Origin of the sequence: Citrobacter sp. KTE151, assembly GCF_000398845.1 — a bacterium.
Taxonomy (GTDB): Bacteria; Pseudomonadota; Gammaproteobacteria; order Enterobacterales; family Enterobacteriaceae; genus Citrobacter; species Citrobacter braakii.
Map to the genome: position 1 here is coordinate 412,842 of NZ_KB976063.1, position 17,408 is coordinate 430,249.

The 17,408-nt window shown below is 51.4% G+C and carries 15 protein-coding genes and 1 tRNA gene; 8 read left to right on the plus strand and 8 right to left on the minus strand.

The window, feature by feature from the left end; genetic code table 11:
- Positions 1 to 238: 238 nt before the first annotated feature.
- Entirely contained in the window at positions 239 to 832 is a 594-nt protein-coding gene (gene fimW / locus WC7_RS19345) for a fimbria biosynthesis transcriptional regulator FimW (RefSeq protein ID WP_016152133.1), read from the minus strand.
- A 36-nt stretch (positions 833 to 868) separates the two neighbouring features.
- Between fimW and WC7_RS19340 the strand changes: the two genes are divergently transcribed.
- Both WC7_RS19340 and WC7_RS19335 read left to right on the plus strand, forming a co-directional pair.
- Positions 869 to 1,048, plus strand: coding sequence for a hypothetical protein (locus WC7_RS19340; RefSeq protein WP_016152134.1), 180 nt, complete (start codon positions 869 to 871; stop codon positions 1,046 to 1,048).
- Between the two features lie 39 nt (positions 1,049 to 1,087).
- Positions 1,088 to 1,164 (plus strand) — tRNA-Arg (locus WC7_RS19335).
- Positions 1,165 to 1,172: 8 nt separating this feature from the next.
- On the opposite strand, the gene torS is transcribed toward WC7_RS19335, so the two are convergent.
- The gene (gene torS / locus WC7_RS19330; RefSeq protein WP_071601755.1) at positions 1,173 to 3,959 is read right to left on the minus strand and encodes a TMAO reductase system sensor histidine kinase/response regulator TorS; all 2,787 of its coding nucleotides are present in this window, start codon (positions 3,957 to 3,959) and stop codon (positions 1,173 to 1,175) included.
- 82 nt (positions 3,960 to 4,041) lie between these two features.
- Between torS and torT the strand changes: the two genes are divergently transcribed.
- Positions 4,042 to 5,073, plus strand: coding sequence for a TMAO reductase system periplasmic protein TorT (gene torT, locus WC7_RS19325; protein WP_016152136.1), 1,032 nt, complete (start codon positions 4,042 to 4,044; stop codon positions 5,071 to 5,073).
- Here the strand turns inward: torT and torR are convergent.
- On the minus strand, positions 5,046 to 5,738 hold the full coding sequence (gene torR / locus WC7_RS19320; protein WP_016152137.1) for a two-component system response regulator TorR: 693 nt from the start codon (positions 5,736 to 5,738) through the stop codon (positions 5,046 to 5,048). The genes torT and torR overlap by 28 nt on opposite strands.
- A 131-nt stretch (positions 5,739 to 5,869) precedes the next feature.
- Between torR and torC the strand changes: the two genes are divergently transcribed.
- The 3 genes from torC to torD are packed head-to-tail and all read left to right on the plus strand — an operon-like array spanning position 5,870 to position 10,189.
- The gene (torC, locus tag WC7_RS19315; protein ID WP_016152138.1) at positions 5,870 to 7,048 is read left to right on the plus strand and encodes a pentaheme c-type cytochrome TorC; all 1,179 of its coding nucleotides are present in this window, start codon (positions 5,870 to 5,872) and stop codon (positions 7,046 to 7,048) included.
- Positions 7,038 to 9,578 carry a trimethylamine-N-oxide reductase TorA gene (gene torA, locus WC7_RS19310; protein WP_016152139.1) on the plus strand — a complete coding sequence of 847 codons (2,541 nt, stop codon included), beginning with the start codon at positions 7,038 to 7,040 and terminating at the stop codon, positions 9,576 to 9,578. Before torC ends, torA begins: the two co-directional genes overlap by 11 nt.
- Positions 9,575 to 10,189, plus strand: coding sequence for a molecular chaperone TorD (gene torD, locus WC7_RS19305; protein WP_016152140.1), 615 nt, complete (start codon positions 9,575 to 9,577; stop codon positions 10,187 to 10,189). The genes torA and torD overlap by 4 nt, the downstream gene beginning before the upstream one ends.
- 240 nt (positions 10,190 to 10,429) lie before the next feature.
- On the opposite strand, the gene uspF is transcribed toward torD, so the two are convergent.
- Positions 10,430 to 10,858, minus strand: a complete 429-nt coding sequence (gene uspF, locus WC7_RS19300; protein WP_016152141.1) for a universal stress protein UspF — start codon at positions 10,856 to 10,858, stop codon at positions 10,430 to 10,432.
- Positions 10,859 to 11,386: 528 nt separating this feature from the next.
- On the opposite strand from uspF, the gene WC7_RS19295 reads away from it, so the two are divergent.
- Positions 11,387 to 12,481 (plus strand): NapC/NirT family cytochrome c, encoded by a 1,095-nt coding sequence (locus tag WC7_RS19295; protein ID WP_016152142.1) that lies wholly within the window; start codon positions 11,387 to 11,389, stop codon positions 12,479 to 12,481.
- A gap of 20 nt (positions 12,482 to 12,501) precedes the next feature.
- The gene (locus WC7_RS19290; RefSeq protein ID WP_016152143.1) at positions 12,502 to 14,946 is read left to right on the plus strand and encodes a trimethylamine-N-oxide reductase 2; all 2,445 of its coding nucleotides are present in this window, start codon (positions 12,502 to 12,504) and stop codon (positions 14,944 to 14,946) included.
- A 69-nt stretch (positions 14,947 to 15,015) separates the two neighbouring features.
- Here the strand turns inward: WC7_RS19290 and WC7_RS19285 are convergent, their stop codons facing one another.
- The 4 genes from WC7_RS19285 to WC7_RS19270 form a co-directional block, all read right to left on the minus strand.
- Complete coding sequence (locus tag WC7_RS19285) at positions 15,016 to 15,819, minus strand: MBL fold metallo-hydrolase (RefSeq protein WP_016152144.1); 804 nt, start codon at positions 15,817 to 15,819, stop codon at positions 15,016 to 15,018.
- 80 nt (positions 15,820 to 15,899) lie between these two features.
- The gene (locus tag WC7_RS19280) at positions 15,900 to 16,151 is read right to left on the minus strand and encodes a membrane lipoprotein lipid attachment site-containing protein (RefSeq protein ID WP_016152145.1); all 252 of its coding nucleotides are present in this window, start codon (positions 16,149 to 16,151) and stop codon (positions 15,900 to 15,902) included.
- Positions 16,152 to 16,165: 14 nt separating this feature from the next.
- Positions 16,166 to 16,672, minus strand: a complete 507-nt coding sequence (locus WC7_RS19275) for a hypothetical protein (RefSeq protein ID WP_016152146.1) — start codon at positions 16,670 to 16,672, stop codon at positions 16,166 to 16,168.
- 369 nt (positions 16,673 to 17,041) lie between these two features.
- On the minus strand, positions 17,042 to 17,368 hold the full coding sequence (locus WC7_RS19270; protein WP_016152147.1) for a hypothetical protein: 327 nt from the start codon (positions 17,366 to 17,368) through the stop codon (positions 17,042 to 17,044).
- Positions 17,369 to 17,408: the final 40 nt, after the last annotated feature.

Here is a 17,408-nt window from a genome sequence, read left to right on the forward strand (position 1 = left end):
ACTCCATCAGAATAATCTGCCGGAAGTTTTCTGATGTCTTACTCAATGCCCAAAAGATCGTTTTATCCAGTTCAACCTCTCTCTGAGATTAGATAAAATATTACCGGGTGTGTCTTTCTGTTACCCCGGAAATAGTATGGCCGGATTATTCTCGCAGCCTGAAGCCAGGTACAGTAGGAGCCGATGCTTAATCGATGATGAGATATTTCTCAATAAAAATTAGGCAGAGATACCCCGTCTAATTTTGCAGAAAGTTCAGATGTGCGCGGATGTATCTTAAGAATTGCTGATCGTTTTTCACATGCAGCTTTTTCATAATGCTGCGGCGGGTCGCTTTGGCCTGGATATCACTGACTGAGAGCAGATGAGCCGTTTCGGATAACGTATACCCGCTGGCGAGAAACATTAAGAACTGGCGTTCTTCGATAGAAAAGTTGCGGGTGGTGCAGTAATGGCAGATAGTCGCGGGCACGCTAGTGCGCAGTGCGCGTTTTTGCAGGATGAGGACCAGTTTTTTGGTTATCTCGTCGACGTCATCTTCCCGATAAATCAGTGGCAACATGTACAGGCAGGGGCGGAACATCAGCTTATCTTTGTCGTTTTTGCTACAGATGACCACCCGGTGTTGGCGCCTGGTGTGGACAGGAACCATGTAACAATCGGCGCTGAGCCAATCTTCATCCAGTGAGATAAACGCGATTTCCGCGCGATCGATATCTTCGACAGGTAAAAAGCTAATCTCCTGATGCCACTGATTTGCCAGATGGGAGATGATGATTTTCAGTCCATGTTCGAAGTGACTGTTTTCTTCCTTGATGGCGATACTTAACATTAAAGAGTTCCTGACCACTGGAGAGGGGATAAAGGAATGTTAAGCAAAATCATAAATATTCTAAATACATGTATCCCTAAATCTGACGTTTTGCGGGCTGAGTTGTTACCAGGTGATTTCCTGGATACCTTTGAACGAGCAGAAAAAATCAACATTCGTACACTTCGCCAGCAACCGAAACAAAAGGCATTGACTCAGCAAGCGCTGACCGTATAATTCACGCGTTTCATCTGCATGAAGTAATCACTTCGCAATGCGCCCTTAGCTCAGTTGGATAGAGCAACGGCCTTCTAAGCCGTAGGTCGTAGGTTCGAATCCTACAGGGCGTACCATTTCAACGTCACTTCTGATGTTCAGCTTCGGCTAATCGCGACAAATTTTCTTTTGCCAACCACATTTCCACTTCTGTAAGACTTAGTTGTACTTCCTCTCTGAGTGAAAAATCAGCTAGCGGCTGCTGTTCAAGCGCTGCGCACATCCTGCTGGCAGAACGCATCCCCATGCTGGCGCAGCTGCTTTTTAGCTGATGTGCCAGACGTTTTATCTTCTCGTACTCACATGTTGCGCGCGCTGCGTCAATCTCATCTAATACAGGAAGGCTGTGTTGCTTAAAGAGCGCTAACCATTCGTGCACCTTTTGCCATCCCATTAGCTGGATATCCCCGGCTAATTGCTGGGTATCTAACCGTTGGTTGTCATTTTCTAATGCAACCGGGAGAGGGGCGTTACCGTGCAGATAATGGGTAATGAGCCGACTGAGTTCATCCTGGGGAACCGGTTTTTGAATAACGCCGAGAAACAGGGTGCTGGTTCTTTGGCTTAGCGTTTCGTCGATGACGTGTGCGCTAAAGCCTATTAGCTTTAACGTCGGAAACTCGCGGGTTAACTGTTGCGCCAGCGTGATGCCGTCGATATCCGGAAGATCAAAATCAACCAGCGCGGCATTATACTGGGCGTCTTGCTGCAGTATGGTGAGCGCCGCAGCCGCACTGTCGGCAGCGGTGACCTGAGCGCCATTGAGGGTGAGCATTTCTGTACTGATGCGCTGCGTGAGGGGGTTATCCTCGATTAGCAGTAAGCGTAAACCCTGTAACGATATGGCACGTGGAACGGATTTAGCTACCGGCATCGCGCCAACCCGTAATGGCAGACGCAGACGAAAGCAGCTTCCGACTCCCGGCGTACTGGTGACGCTCAGTTTTCCCTGCATCGCCTGCGCAAGGCTGGCACTGATAGTGAGTCCAAGCCCGGTCCCCCCACGTTTACCGCTAACCTGAACAAACGGCTGAAAAATATCGCGCTGATGGACAGGGTCAATCCCGCATCCCGTGTCCTCAACCTCAATATACCAGTCCTGGTCTTTACATCGGCTACGCAGGGTGATGTGTCCGCGATCGGTAAAGCGCAGCGCGTTGTTTAATAGGTTAGTTATGATTTGCCGAATGCGGCGCGGATCGCCGCGTAGGGAGTCGGGGACATCGTCGGCAAAATCCGTAACCAGCACGACCGGGCGACCCACAACGCGACCGTGCATGAGCTGAAGCGTACTTTCCAGCAAGGGTCTTGGCTCAAAAGGTTCATCGCCGATCGCCACATTTTTTCCGCCCGCTTCGATGGCGGAATAGTCCAGGATATCGTTGAGGATGGTCAGCAGAGACTCGCCAGAGTCGGTGATTGCGCGCAGATTCTCCTGATGCTGCGCCAGAGCGGGATTGTCTGAGAGCAACTGCGCAGTGCCGAGGATCCCATACAGCGGGGTGCGTATTTCATGGCTCATGGCGGCCAGAAACGCCGATTTTGCCTGGTTGGCTTTTTCGGCTTCTGCCCGCGCCTGCCGGTGTTCAGACACCATAGAACGCAGTTCGGCGGTGCGAGCTTTTACCTGAGCGGCCAGATGTTCGCGATGGCTATTAAGGGCGTGAACGCTGCCGCGAAAGGCGTCCATTAACCGACCGATGGTATCCAGTTCGCGAACGCCCGCTGTTTCCGGAAATGGGGAGTCAATATCACCTTCAAGCAGACGCTGTAACGCCTGGGTTTGCTGCGCCAACGGACGCGTGACCGAGCGGTAAACTACGCGCCAAAGAATGAGAATTAACAAGCACAATGACACCGCACCTAACAGCAGCAGCAGCATTTGCCCGCGCTGGCTGGCCTGTTTGAGATGCGCCAGCCCGGTCTGATTGCGTTGGCCAATGATTTCTACCAACTGACTCACTTCGCTACTGAAACGGGTAAATTGCTCGATATTGTTCTGCGATAAGATCTGTAAGCGGGTGGTGATGTCATTATCCTGACGATGCAGGGCCAGCAGATCGACATAACGGCTTATCGAATTTACAGCGCCGGCAACCTGGGTGCGTACCACCGGATCTTCAATGCGTATTTGTCGGCGGTGAAGCACTCTGACGGCGGCATTAAGCTGGGTTTCCAGCGCTGCAAGGTTATTCTGCGCCTGGTTATTCCCCAGATTCATCACCATTTGCTGCACGCGTAGCGCGCTCAGGCGCAGTTCATTCATCTGGTTATAATATTCCAGATCGATATCGATAAGCCTGTCGAGAGCGTGTTCTGCCGCCTGCCCCTGATGGCTCTCAATCAAATCATAAATGCTTGCCTGCGTAGCGCCCGCCGAGGTGGCGGCATTACTGGCCTGACCGCGCGCCATTTCGGCAACGTCGGCGGTAGCCTCAACAATATGTTGGCTGAGCTGTTGCTGCCGATCGCGCAGTTTCAGACGTTCGCCAACCAACTCCCCCTGATGGCTTAACGACTGGGCGATCTCTTTTTCCTGTTGTTCAATGGCCGACGTGTCAAAGCCCTGCTCACGCAGGGTTTTCAGTAATGCGGTTATTTTCAGGCTTTGGGCGGTTAACATACGCCCCTGAGCCAGCCACATATTTTCATTATCTGCGGTGGTCAGATTCTGCGCGGAAAACAGTTCCCAGGCGCTGGCTTCGCTGAGCTGGCGCGCCATGTCCATGGTCGGGATCAGCGCCTGGGTATTGGCCTGTTCAACTTGGCTGACAAAACGCAGGTTATACCAGCCTACCAGCGTACTAATGAGGGTCAGTGCCGCCATCAGCCCGAAGCCTATCCACAGTCGTTTGGTCAGAGATAAATTCACTGTCGGGTCGCCACAGATTAAAAAGGTTGAGTCCAAAAGAGGAAAGCAACTAGGATAAAGCCTTATCAATGTTGAGGCTATCATGCGCGTATTGGTTTTCCTGCTTATCACACTTTTTCCCGGCTTAGGTCACGCGACCGGGTCCGCACTGCTGCGCTGGCAGGATACCCAGCAGGCAGTGCCGGAGCCGCTAACGGACGTTACTGCGAACAAAGTCTGGAAACTGTGTGCGCTGTATCCCAGCCTGAAGGATTCCTACTGGCTTTCCGTGAATTACGGCATGCTGGAGGCGGCGAAAAAATACGGCGTAAGCCTGAAGGTGCTCGAGGCGGGAGGGTATCGCCAGTTCGACACGCAAAAATCACAAATCGCTCAATGCCAGCAATGGGGCGCGGATGCCATTTTGTTGGGCAGCAGCACGACGACTTTTCCGGATTTGCAGGCACAGGTTGGCACGCTACCGGTTATCGAGGTGGTGAATGCTATCCATGACGCAACGGTAAAAGCCCGGGTTGGGGTTCCGTGGTTCCAGATGGGTTATCAGCCAGGCCGCTATTTGGTTAAGTGGAGCGCGGGCAAACCGCTAAAGGTCTTATTATTGCCAGGACCTGATGACGCCGGGGGCAGTCGTGAGATGGTGGCCGGATTCCGTCAGGCGATTGCCGGCAGTCAGGTGCGCATCGTGGATGTGGCGTTGGGCGATAATGATATTGAAATACAGCGTAACCTGTTGCAGGAGATGCTTGAGCGTCACCCGGATGTTGACGTGGTGGCCGGTACGGCAATTGCTGCGGAAGCGGCAATGGGGGAGAAGCGCAATCAGGGCGCGCCGTTAACTGTCGTCTCTTTTTATTTGTCGCATCAGGTGTATCGCGGGCTTAAACGCGAAAGAATCATTATGGCTGCCAGCGATCAAATGGTCTGGCAAGGTGAACTGGCGATTCAGCAGGCTATCAGAGTATTACAAGGACAACCGGTGCCGGAAAATATCAGTCCGCCGATCCTGGTGCTCACCCCGAAAAATGCCGACAGTCAGCATGTAAAGTGCTCGTTGTCACCCGGCGGATTCCGTCCTGTTTATCTGTATCAGTACACGTCAGCCGCTAAAAAATAGCCTTCCCCGTGCTGTGTCACCAGTAAATCAGCCCGCAGCTTGTGGCGTAAACGGCGGATCAGTACGTCCACGGTGCGTAAGTCCGGATTGTCTACCCGTCGCGCCGAAAGCATGCGCAGTAAACGTTCGCGACTGAGAATTTCCCCCGGATTGGTGACAAACGCGACCAGCATTTCATACTCGGCGCGGGTGAGTTTGATTGCCTCGTCGCCCAGTTCCAGAGTATGACGGGAGACGTTCAGACAATACCCGGCAAACTGATAGCAGTTGTCTTTAGCCTCCGGTCGCGCCTCGCGGGCAAGGTCGATACGCCAGAGTAAATTTTTCACTCTCACCACCAGTTCACGTAGCTCCAGCGGTTTGGTGACATAATCATCAGCCCCCATTTCCAGGCCAACGATACGGTCAATTTGGTCACTACGACCCGTTACCAGGATGATCCCCACCGTTGAGCGTTCACGCAGGGCGCGGGTCAGCATTAAGCCATTTTCATCCGGGAGATTGATATCTAACAGAATAAGATCGACAGAGTGTTGTGACATGATTTCACGCAGGCCGGCTCCGCTGGCTGTGACCGAGACGTGATAACCTTCCTGTTCAAAATAAGCCTGTAATCGTGCCTGGGTAACGGGTTCATCCTCAACAATGACAATGTGATGCGACATCCTGGTTGTTGTCTCTTTCTGTTCATATCTGTTCATATTGTGCCGTAAGCCATTCATCCTGACCAGTGTTGCCGTTCACATTTGCGAAATAAGATCCTTTGTAACTAAACCATATATTTACAGGGGCTATTATGCGGAAACTATGGAGGGCGCTGCTCAGACCGAGCGCACGTTGGTCAGTGTTGGCGCTGGTCGTCATCGGGATGGTGGTCGGTATCGCGCTGATCGTCTTACCGCACGTTGGCATTAAATTAACCAGTTCAACCGAATTTTGCGTGAGCTGCCACAGCATGCAGCCGGTTTATGAAGAATATAAACAGTCTGCGCATTTTCAGAATGCCTCCGGGGTACGCGCAGAGTGTCATGATTGCCACATTCCATCCGATATCCCTGGCATGGTGAAACGTAAGCTGGAGGCCAGCAACGATATTTACCAGACCTTTGTTGCCCACTCTATTGATACTCCTGAGAAATTCGAAGCCAAACGTGCCGAGCTGGCGGAGCGCGAATGGGCGCGAATGAAGGAGAACAACTCCGCGACCTGTCGTTCCTGTCATAACTATGATGCGATGGATCACGCGAAACAGCATCCTGAAGCTGCGCGTCAGATGAAGATTGCGGCCAAGGACAATCAATCCTGTATTGACTGCCATAAAGGTATTGCGCATCAGCTTCCCGATATGAGCAGCGGTTTCCGCAAGCAGTTTGACCAATTACGCGCCAACGCAAACGACGATGGCGATACGCTCTATTCCCTGGACATCAAACCTATTTATGCCGCCAAAGGGGATAAAGAACCTGCGGGCTCACTGCTGCCTGCTTCTGAAGTAAAAGTGTTAAAGCGTGACGGCGACTGGCTGCAAATTGAGATTGTGGGCTGGACCGAGAGTAACGGGCGTCAGCGCGTGCTGGCGCAATTGCCAGGTAAACGCATTTTTGTGGCCTCCATTCGTGGCGACATCCAGCAGCACGTGAAAACCCTGGAGCAAACGACCGTCGCGGAAACGAACACGCAGTGGAGCAAGCTGCAGGCCACCGCCTGGATGCAGAAGGGCGATATGGTTAACGACATTAAGCCAATCTGGGCTTATGCCGACTCGCTCTATAACGGAACCTGTAACCAGTGCCACGGCGCACCTGAGAAAGAACACTTTGACGCCAACGGCTGGATTGGCACGTTGAACGGCATGATTGGATTTACCAGTCTGGATAAACGTGAAGAACGTACCTTACTGAAATATCTGCAGATGAATGCCTCTGACACCACGGACAAGCCGCATGGCGATAAGGGAGAAAGCAATGAAAAATAACGATCTCTTTCAGGCATCTCGCCGTCGTTTTCTACTGCAGTTGGGCGGCTTGACCGTCGCTGGTATGTTAGGACCTTCGCTGCTCACACCGCGCAGCGCCAACGCCGCAGAGGTGCAGGGAACTGGCGTCAAAGAGGGGATCCTGACCGGATCTCACTGGGGGGCAATCCGCGCCACCGTGGTTGATGGGCGTTTTATTGAAGCCAAACCGTTTGAGCGTGATAAGTACCCGTCAAAAATGATCGCCGGACTGCCGGATCACGTGCATGGCGGGGCGCGTATTCGCTATCCAATGGTCCGCGTCGACTGGTTGCGTAAACGCCATCAGAGCGATACCACGCAGCGTGGAGATAACCGCTTTGTGCGCGTTTCGTGGGATGAAGCGCTGGACTTCTTCTATCAGGAGCTGGAGCGAATTCAGAAGACCTATGGCCCGAGCGCGCTGCTGACGGCCAGCGGTTGGCAATCAACCGGCATGTTCCATAACGCCTCGGGGATGCTGGCGCGCGCCATTGCGCTGCACGGCAACAGCGTAAGTACCGGGGGCGACTATTCCACTGGTGCTGCCCAGGTGATTCTGCCCCGCGTGGTCGGGTCAATGGAGGTATATGAACAGCAGACCTCATGGCCGCTGGTGCTGAAAAACAGCAAAACGATTGTGTTGTGGGGTTCCGACCTGATTAAAAACCAGCAGGCGAACTGGTGGTGCCCGGATCATGATGTTTATGAATACTACGAACAACTGAAAGAAAAAGTGGCGCGCGGCGAGATCTCGGTTATCAGTGTTGATCCGGTCATCACCTCGACGCACGACTACCTGGGCCGCGACAAGGTTAAACACGTCGCTGTGAATCCGCAGGCCGATGTGCCGCTACAGCTGGCGCTGGCGCACACGCTTTATACCGAGAAGCTCTACGATAAGCATTTTCTCGATAACTACTGCGTAGGGTTTGAGCAGTTTCTGCCTTATCTGCTGGGGGAAAGTGACGGACAGCCTAAAGATGCCCAGTGGGCGGAAAAAATATGCGGGATTGATGCCGATACGATTCGTGAACTGGCGCGGCAAATGGCGGGCGGAAGAACGCAGATTATTGCCGGCTGGTGCGTCCAGCGTATGCAGCACGGGGAACAGTGGGCGTGGATGATCGTGGTGCTGGCCTCAATGCTTGGACAAATCGGCTTACCCGGCGGTGGCTTCGGCTTTGGCTGGCACTACAACGGCGCGGGCACGCCAAGCCGCAAAGGGATTATCCTGAGCGGTTTTTCTGGCTCCACCACCGTACCTCCTGTGCATGACAGCACTGATTATAAGGGGTACAGCAGCACCATCCCGATCGCGCGTTTTATCGATGCGATTCTTGAGCCGGGTAAACAAATTAACTGGAACGGCAAAACCGTCAAGTTGCCGCCATTGAAGATGTGCGTTTTTGCCGGGACCAACCCTTTCCATCGTCACCAGCAGATCAATCGTATTATTGAGGGCTGGCGTAAGCTGGAAACCGTTATCGCCATCGATAATCAGTGGACCTCGACCTGTCGATTCGCTGACATCGTATTGCCCGCGACGACCCAGTTTGAGCGTAACGATCTTGACCAGTATGGCAACCACTCCAACCGCGGCATTATCGCCATGAAACAGTTGGTGCAGCCGCAATTTGAAGCACGTAATGATTTCGATATTTTCCGCGATCTCTGCCGCCGCTTTAATCGTGAAGAAGCCTTTACCGAAGGGCTGGATGAGATGGGTTGGCTGAAACGGATCTGGCAGGAAGGAAGCCAGCAGGGGAAAGGGCGCGGCGTTCATCTCCCCGCTTTTGACGTTTTCTGGAATCAGCAAGAGTACGTTGAGTTCGAACATCCGCAGATGTTTGTACGTCATCAGGCATTCCGCGAAGACCCCGATCTTGAGCCGCTGGGCACGCCGAGCGGATTGATCGAAATTTTCTCGAAAACCATTGCCGGTATGCAGTATGACGACTGCCAGGGGCATCCGATGTGGTTTGAGAAAATCGAACGCTCACATGGTGGACCCGGGTCGCAGCGTTGGCCACTGCATCTGCAATCTGTTCACCCTGATTTCCGTCTGCACTCGCAGCTTTGTGAATCTGAAGCGCTGCGTAAGCATTATGCGGTAAGTGGTAAAGAGCCGGTGTTTATCAACCCGCAGGATGCCAGCGTCAGGGGGATTCGCAACGGTGATATTGTCCGTGTCTTTAACGCACGTGGACAAGTACTGGCCGGGGCGGTTGTCTCCGATCTCTACTCGCCAGGCGTGGCGCGTATTCATGAAGGTGCCTGGTACGACCCTGATAACGGCGGAGAAACTGGGGCGCTGTGTAAATACGGCAATCCAAACGTATTAACAATCGATATCGGTACGTCTCAACTGGCGCAGGCGACCAGCGCTCATACCACGCTGGTGGAAATTGAGAAATATACCGGCAAGGTGGATAACGTGACGGCGTTTAGCGGCCCGATAAAAATGGTGGCGCAGTGCGAATATGTTCCGGCGGAGAAGGTATCGTCATGATAAAACACTCTTCCCTTACAACAGAACAGATGGCCTGCGTTTACGCCTGGCTGGCGCAGTTGTTTTCCCGGGAACGGGACGATGACAGCCTGGCACTTTTGCAGTCCAGCGAAATGGCTGAGTGGTTCGCGGTGCTAAAAGGTGAACCGTCGCTTGAAGCGGAAGTCCTTCAGCTGGAGGAGAAAATTGCTGCGCTTCAGGTGCGTGAGGACGCAACCCTCGAACTGGCGGCTGATTTTTGTAGCCTGTTTCTGATGTCGGAAAAACACGCGGCGTTACCCTATGCGTCGGCCCACCTTGAAGGAGGGCCGAATTACGGGGTCATTAAACGATTGTTAGCCGATGCTGGTATGCAGGTAAGCGAAACGTTTAGCGAGTCAGCCGATCATCTGGCAATTTTTATCGAACTGCTGAGTCATCTGCATTTTTCTCTGGGAGAGTCCGGGCTTAGCCGCCAGCGTATTGATGCGCTGCGCAGAGAAACGCTGGCGGGGCTGTTACGCTGGTTACCGGAATTCACCGCCAAATGCCGCCGCTATGATGACTTTGGTTTCTATGGCGCGCTGAGTCAGCTGTTGCTGGCACTGGTCAGGCTGGATATTCAGAACTGAGTGATGGCCTAAGCCATAGAACAACGGGAATGCATTCGCTCTAATGCTTGTCATTTTAACTAAAATGAATGGCCGTAATGAGTAACTGAGAGTGGGACATCCGGAGGCAATGAATCTGTTGCCTCCGGTATATTGCTACATTTACCACTGAGGTGAACGGAACCCTGAGCAAGCATCACATGTTCTCAAGAATGCTTAACTTATAAACGTTAGTGCAAATTCGCCCCAATTTTGACCCTATCACCGCACAACCAGCACGGGACATTTTGCATGGCGTACTACGGCAGCCGCCGTTGAACCCAGCAGATAAGTGCTAAAACCAGGCTTATGTGAGGCAATAACAATAAGCTCAGCGTCTACCGCCTCCGCCAGTTTGAGGATCTGATCCTTCGGCGGGCCGTAAACGACGTGAGTCTGACTCCTGCCTGCAGGAATATTGAACTGCTTAATAATCTCTTCGAGTTTTTCGCTGGCCTTGGCCTGCAGACCGCTTCTGTCCGGGAATTCTGTTGAGTAAGCCAGCCCCAGCGAGGCATAGAACGGAACGGTAGGAATAACGGCTAAAAAGTGGACCTTAGCGGTTTTGGCATGCGCCAGGACCTGTGGAACAACATGGCGGGTTAAATCGGTTTCAGAGATATCAATGGGCACCAGAATTGAGCGATACATATTCACTACCTCCTGTTTGTTTACCTCTACCCAGAGTGTAGCGAAAATCGAATCTGTATAATAAGTGACCAGATCAAGGTTGCATGCATAAATGCGCGTCAATGATAGGTGTGTGTCACAAGTCTTGTCGTGAATGTATATCTGAGCACAACCACAAGAGGGGTATCTTCATTAATACGTGTTATCTCGTAATAGAAAAGGGTTCGTTTTTATGTTTTTTCATTATATATTTTATTATATAGCGGCTATTGCCAAGGGCATAATTTTAATGCCATTCAGCACTCACCAAACTTTTATTCTGACGTTTCCATAATTAATGGTTAATTAAACCTTGGATTTGGTTTAATTATCTGAATTTAAAAAGGTATTTTATATTTAATTTCGTTCGTATTAATTATGCGAGCGCCTTCAAACTTACCCACATGCTGATTCTCATTTCCCTCTGCGTTTGATGAATATCAATAAGTAGCCGCGTTAGGGTAATTATTGCCTACCTATTAAAGGGTATTCATCTTGTGGGAATAAAAGATGAGAAAAATAAATAAAACCATCCTCGGGACGATGCTGCTGTGCATTGTTCTTGGTACTGTTATCGTTTTGGCAGGGCAATGGACGTTGCACAAAACCTCAAGCACGGAATTCTGTTTGTCGTGTCATACGATGCAGGCACCGTATGAGGAATATACCGGTTCGGTTCACTTTCAGAATCAGAAAGGTATTCGTGCAGAGTGTGCTGATTGTCATATCCCCCAGGGCGGCCTGGATTATCTGGTGGCTAAACTGCGGGCCTCAAAAGATGTTTATCATCAGTTCATAACCAAAAAAATCGATACCCCAGAAAAATTTGAAGAACACCGTCTGGAGATGGCGCAAACCGTCTGGGCACAGCTAAAAGCGAGCGATTCTGCGACCTGCCGTAGCTGTCACAGCATGGACGCGATGGATCTTGCCGCACAAAGCGCGGAGGCCCAGAAAATGCACAAAATGGGCATTGAGGAAAAGCAAACCTGTATTGATTGCCACAAAGGCGTCGCCCATTTCCCACCTGAAATAAAAATGGATGACAGCGCGCTCAAAGGGCTTGAAGCGCAGTCCGCCTCCACCCCTGCTTCGGCAACAGAGCTTTATGCCGTAAGCAACACCGCGCTGGGCGATTTGGGAACCGTTTACCCGGCAACAAAAATGCAGGTTCTGAAAACAACGGACAATACGCGACAGGTCGAGATTCGCGGTAGCCAGATGCAGGGAAATGAACAGGTCATTTACTACGCGGCAGGACAGCGTTTGATTCTTGCCAGCCTGAGTGAAAAAGGTCAGCAATCGCTGAAGATCCTCTCCGACTGGAAAAAAGATGATTACGGCAATGTGTGGCGAGATGTCGTGCTGCAGGGTGAATGGAGCGGTTCCGCTCTCGCCAGCCGTGAACCGATGTGGGATTACGCACGCAAACTCGACAATGTGTACTGCGCGGGCTGCCATGCGCCAATTCCGGCGAATCATTTCACGCTCAACGCCTGGCCTTCAGTAGCAAAAGGGATGGGCGCTCGCACCAATATCAGTGAAAACGAACTGGATATCCTGAGCCGTTACTTCCAGTACAACGCTAAAGACATGAACAAATAAGCGATAAATCAGGAGAAATCATGAAACTCACAAGACGTGACTTTATTAAGACGGCTGGCGCGGCAACCGGGACAATGGCGATTTCTTCGGTGATCCCAATGCCGGCCTGGGCCGAAGGCCAAAATGGCGGAGCGATTCTGACGGCAGCGCGTTGGGGCGCGGTATACGTGGAAGTAAAAGATGGCAAAGTGGTTTCCTCAAAAGGCGCGTTGCCTAAAACGGTGCCGAACTCGTTACAGCAAACCGCGCCGGATCAGGTCCATACCAATATCCGCGTAAAATATCCGATGGTGCGCAAAAGCTATCTGGAAAACCCGGGTAATGCGGATGGTAAACGTGGAAGCGATCCTTTCGTGCGGGTTAGCTGGGAGCAGGCACTGAAACTGATACATGAGCAGCATAGCCGGATCCGTAGCAGCTATGGCCCGGCTTCGATATTTGCTGGTTCTTATGGCTGGCGCTCCAGCGGCGTTCTGCATAAAGCGCAAACCTTACTGCAACGCTATATGAGCATGGCCGGTGGTTACGCAGGTCATACCGGAGATTATTCAACCGGTGCCGCGCAGGTGATCATGCCTTACGTTGTGGGATCGGTTGAAGTCTATGAGCAGCAAACCACCTGGCCGATGGTGCTTGAGCACAGTCAGGTCGTGGTGCTGTGGGGGATGAACCCGCTCAATACCCTCAAGATTGCCTGGAGCAGCACGGATGAACAGGGGATTGAATACTTTAATCTGCTGAAGAAATCAGGGAAAAGCGTCATCGCCATCGATCCGATGCGTTCCGAAACCATTGAGTTCTTTGGTGATAATGCGACCTGGATTGCGCCACATATGGGGACCGATGTGGCGATGATGTTAGGGATCGCCCATACGCTGGTGAAGAAAAATCTCCATGACAAAGCCTTCCTGGAAAAATACACCACTGGATATCCGCAGTTTGAAGAGTATTTGCTCGGCAAGAGCGACAAAATAGAGAAAACCGCCGAGTGGGCTTCCGGCGTGTGCGGCGTGCCTGCGGAGCAACTGGAGAAGCTGGCGGAAATTTTCTCCAGCAATAAAACCATGCTCATGGCGGGTTGGGGGATTCAGCGCCAGCAATACGGTGAGCAAAAACACTGGATGCTGGTGACTCTGGCGGCGATGCTGGGGCAAATTGGTACCGAAGGCGGTGGTTTCGGGTTCTCTTATCACTATTCCAACGGCGGTAACCCAACGCGTACCGGGGGAGTATTGCCAGCCATCTCCGCCCAAATTGAGGGTGGGTCATCTGCGGGTAACGACTGGGCGGTTTCCGATGCGGTGATCAGCCTGCCGGTAGCGCGAATTGTCGAAGCGCTGGAAAATCCAGGCGGCAAATATCAGCATAACGGTAAAGAGCAAACCTTCCCGGATATCAAAATGATCTGGTGGGCGGGCGGCGCTAACTTTACCCATCATCAGGATACTAACCGTTTAATCAAAGCCTGGCAGAAGCCTGAACTGGTTGTCATCTCTGAGTGCTACTGGACCGCAGCGGCCAAACATGCCGATATAGTCCTGCCGATAACCACGTCGTTTGAGCGCAACGATCTGACCATGACCGGTGATTACAGTAACCAACATCTGGTGCCGATGAAGCAGGTCATTGAGCCGCAGTTTGAAGCACGCAGTGATTTTGACGTATTTGCCGATCTGGCGGAGATGCTCAAGCCTGGCGGTAAGGCGGTCTACACCGAGGGCAAAGATGAAATGGCGTGGCTGAAGCAGTTCTATGATGCCGCACAAAAAGCCGCCCGCGCCCAGCGTATCGCCATGCCTCAGTTCAACGCGTTTTGGCAGCAAAACAAACTGATCGAAATGCGTGAGAATGAAAAGAATAACAAATATGTACGCTACGCGGATTTCCGCAGCGATCCGGTGATGAATGCGCTTGGAACGCCGAGCGGTAAGATAGAAATCTACTCAAAAACGATTGAAGGCTATCAATACAAAGATTGTCCGCCGCATGCGTCATGGATTGAACCCGACGAATGGAAAGGAACTGCGGATAAAGATCAACTGCAGCTGCTGACGGCGCACCCGGCACATCGTCTGCATAGTCAGTTGAACTACGCTTCGCTGCGCAAAGAGTACGCGATTGCCAATCGTGAGCCGGTAACGATTCACCCGGATGATGCGAAAGCCAGAGGTATTGCCGAAGGCGATCTGGTACGCGTATGGAACGCGCGTGGACAGGTGCTGGTGGGGGCACACATCAGTGACGGTATCAAACCGGGAATTATCTGTATCCATGAAGGCGCATGGCCAGATATTGAGAACGGTATCTGCAAAAATGGCGGCGCGAACGTGCTGACGGCGGATATCCCAACCTCAAGGCTGGCGAATGGCTGTGCGGGGAATACCAGCCTGGTATACGCAGAGAAATTCACCGGCGAAGCGCCAAAACTCACCGTCTTTGATGAGCCAGCAATCGTCACTCTGTAATGATGGTTGAAAAGCGGGGGCCGTAAGGCTCCCGCTTTTTATTGCTGGTATGGCAATGTCTTATCGCCGTTACTCTGCCAACACAATCACATCTCCCGTTGCCGGGGCGTCAGTTCCCGGTAGCCACAATCGACCCCACGAACCGGTGCAATGACAGCCGAGTAGTTTTTCTGGTTGTTGTTGCTTAATAAATTGTCGGGTTCGCCATAGCTTAGCAGGGGAGGCGGTGCGTAAATGGAACCCACCGACGAGGGCGTAAATTTGGTTAACGCCGGTGATGTTTTGGCAATGGCGTACGATATTCTCTATTCCCCGATGCCCGCATCCGGTAATGATGACTAACCCGCGATCAGATTTATAGATCAATACGCCTTCGTCGCTGATGTAATCCGGTTGAGGTGTTTTCTCGCTAATAACGCCATAGGCCTGTGGAGTGGCGACACTAATTTCCCCGGACCACAAAAATCGATCGCTGATCGCCAACGGTTCACGGGTATATTCCATGATTAGTCGAGAGTAGTCGTTATCACGCGAGAGTTTTTTTATTTTTCTTGGCGTTCCCGCCAGGGTTATTGAGGCGTACCGTTCGCAGGCTATTTGGGGATGGCAAATGATACGACTGTTATTCGCCAGCCATGGCACGCCGCCACAGTGATCGTAATGGCCGTGCGAAAGAACCACGGCGGTCAATTGCGTCAGGTCTACGCCCATTTGCGCGGCATTAAGTATGAAGCTGTCGTCCGGGCCGGTATCAAATAGTATGGTGGTGGTTTCATCCTGAACTAACAGACTTAATCCAGGCTTTACCCGTAATGATTTATCTGCGCTCGCAGCGCGCCTGTTTTCAAGCAATACCGTGAGGGTTAATGCCATGCCTGACTCCAGTATTAAAACGGCATACTGTAATACATGACCGTTGAGAGCGCTGTGATCGCAGCGCTCTTTGTGCTGACTTAGCGGTGATAGTAATGGCCGTCATCATCGGAGTGATGGTGACTATGCCGCCACGCATGCTGGTTCTTCCTTTGCTCGCGCTCCTGGCGTTCATGCTCTTTATCACGGTTGGCTTCACGGTTTTTGTGATTAGCGATCGCCGTGGCAACTGCTGCGGCCCCAATACCAGCAGCGGCTGCAGAAAGATAAGGATGTTCGGCACAGCCCGACAGACTAGCCATAATAACCAACGTGGAAATCAGTTTTTTCATTGTGGCGGTATCCGTTACTCGCGCACAATTTTGCCAGCATTCCCGGCATCGCTGTCATTCCAGCTACCGCGACCATTCGTTTTAATGGTGTAAGTGGCATAGCCGACACGGAAGGTCATCGTATCCTGATAGGTATTTACGTCACGCACTTCATTACCATTGACGTACACGCTGGAACCCTCGACGTGAATATCAACGCTGCGTTGACCATTGGCAAATTTGGCTACGTAATTTCCGCTGAATTTGCCGTAAATATCGGCATTATCGTGGTTATCCCGGTCAGCGGTATTTTGCTGCTCTTCACCATGACGATGATGACGGCTCTGCTGGCTGTTGCCGTTCTCAATAAAGCCATGATCGCGGTTCCACTGAGAGGATTTATTGATATCGCAGCCATTGAGTTCACTCATTTGTGTACAACCTGAATGTTCATACTTTTTCTGCATTGCCGGGGTAATTGCGCATGCTGTTGTGGCCGTTGTCAGGCCGAGGACAAAGAGGGTCAGCAGACGTTTTTTCATTTTTTTGCTCACTATCATCATTAAGTTTATTTATAGGAATACGAACTGTTCGAATGTCATGTTTACGACGACGGCAGTCTCCCATTAAATATTAATGACGCATACCAGGGGGAATCCTAATTTATATTAATGGTGAGGGTGTGGGGGCTGTAATATGCAACATTACAAGCAGGTGAATTACGTAGTTTATACAAGTGAGATAAAACGCTTAATTATATTTACTTTTTAATGAAGTGTTTAAAGAAATATTAATATTGACATTAACGGCAGGAACGCAGGCTTGTAAATGTACAGGCCTGCGTGGCGCGTTTTGTCCGCAATATTCATACATAGCGTATTGATGGACATTTTATTCAACACAGGACAACGTTACCCTTGCGCGGGGATCTGTGCACGGTGCTGCCTGGCCTGAACCTCATGAGCATATGAATGACCGTTATTCACTGACTGATGAACGACCATCGCTTTTTCATGTTTATTCATTTGTGAAAAGGGGCGAGCCTGGGATGGCGTTGACGTTGAATTATTCGTCTGTGCGACGTGTTCTTGCGCCATTTGTTGATGTGCAGGGGCACTGCTGTTATTCATCATTTCATGGGCTGCTGCGGCCTGCTGATGCATTTTGGGTGTGTCTGCCGCATTAACGCCAGCTGAAATAAAAAACGCGATAGCGAAAAAAGAGGATATCTTATTCATCATATTTCTCCTGTTTGGGTTTACGGAAGAAATTATAATT

Bases quoted from the DNA above. Each gene is read 5' to 3' on its own strand.
- torT (WP_016152136.1), top strand. From the start codon at position 4,042: ATGCGCGTATTGGTTTTCCTGCTTATCACACTTTTTCCCGGCTTAGGT.
- torR (WP_016152137.1), bottom strand. From the start codon at position 5,738: ATGTCGCATCACATTGTCATTGTTGAGGATGAACCCGTTACCCAGGCA.
- WC7_RS19340 (WP_016152134.1), top strand. From the start codon at position 869: ATGTTAAGCAAAATCATAAATATTCTAAATACATGTATCCCTAAATCT.
- WC7_RS19270 (WP_016152147.1), bottom strand. From the start codon at position 17,368: ATGAATAAGATATCCTCTTTTTTCGCTATCGCGTTTTTTATTTCAGCT.
- WC7_RS19295 (WP_016152142.1), top strand. From the start codon at position 11,387: ATGAGAAAAATAAATAAAACCATCCTCGGGACGATGCTGCTGTGCATT.
- WC7_RS19285 (WP_016152144.1), bottom strand. From the start codon at position 15,819: ATGGCATTAACCCTCACGGTATTGCTTGAAAACAGGCGCGCTGCGAGC.
- torD (WP_016152140.1), top strand. From the start codon at position 9,575: ATGATAAAACACTCTTCCCTTACAACAGAACAGATGGCCTGCGTTTAC.
- fimW (WP_016152133.1), bottom strand. From the start codon at position 832: ATGTTAAGTATCGCCATCAAGGAAGAAAACAGTCACTTCGAACATGGA.
- torA (WP_016152139.1), top strand. From the start codon at position 7,038: ATGAAAAATAACGATCTCTTTCAGGCATCTCGCCGTCGTTTTCTACTG.
- WC7_RS19275 (WP_016152146.1), bottom strand. From the start codon at position 16,672: ATGAAAAAACGTCTGCTGACCCTCTTTGTCCTCGGCCTGACAACGGCC.
- WC7_RS19280 (WP_016152145.1), bottom strand. From the start codon at position 16,151: ATGAAAAAACTGATTTCCACGTTGGTTATTATGGCTAGTCTGTCGGGC.
- WC7_RS19290 (WP_016152143.1), top strand. From the start codon at position 12,502: ATGAAACTCACAAGACGTGACTTTATTAAGACGGCTGGCGCGGCAACC.
- torC (WP_016152138.1), top strand. From the start codon at position 5,870: ATGCGGAAACTATGGAGGGCGCTGCTCAGACCGAGCGCACGTTGGTCA.
- uspF (WP_016152141.1), bottom strand. From the start codon at position 10,858: ATGTATCGCTCAATTCTGGTGCCCATTGATATCTCTGAAACCGATTTA.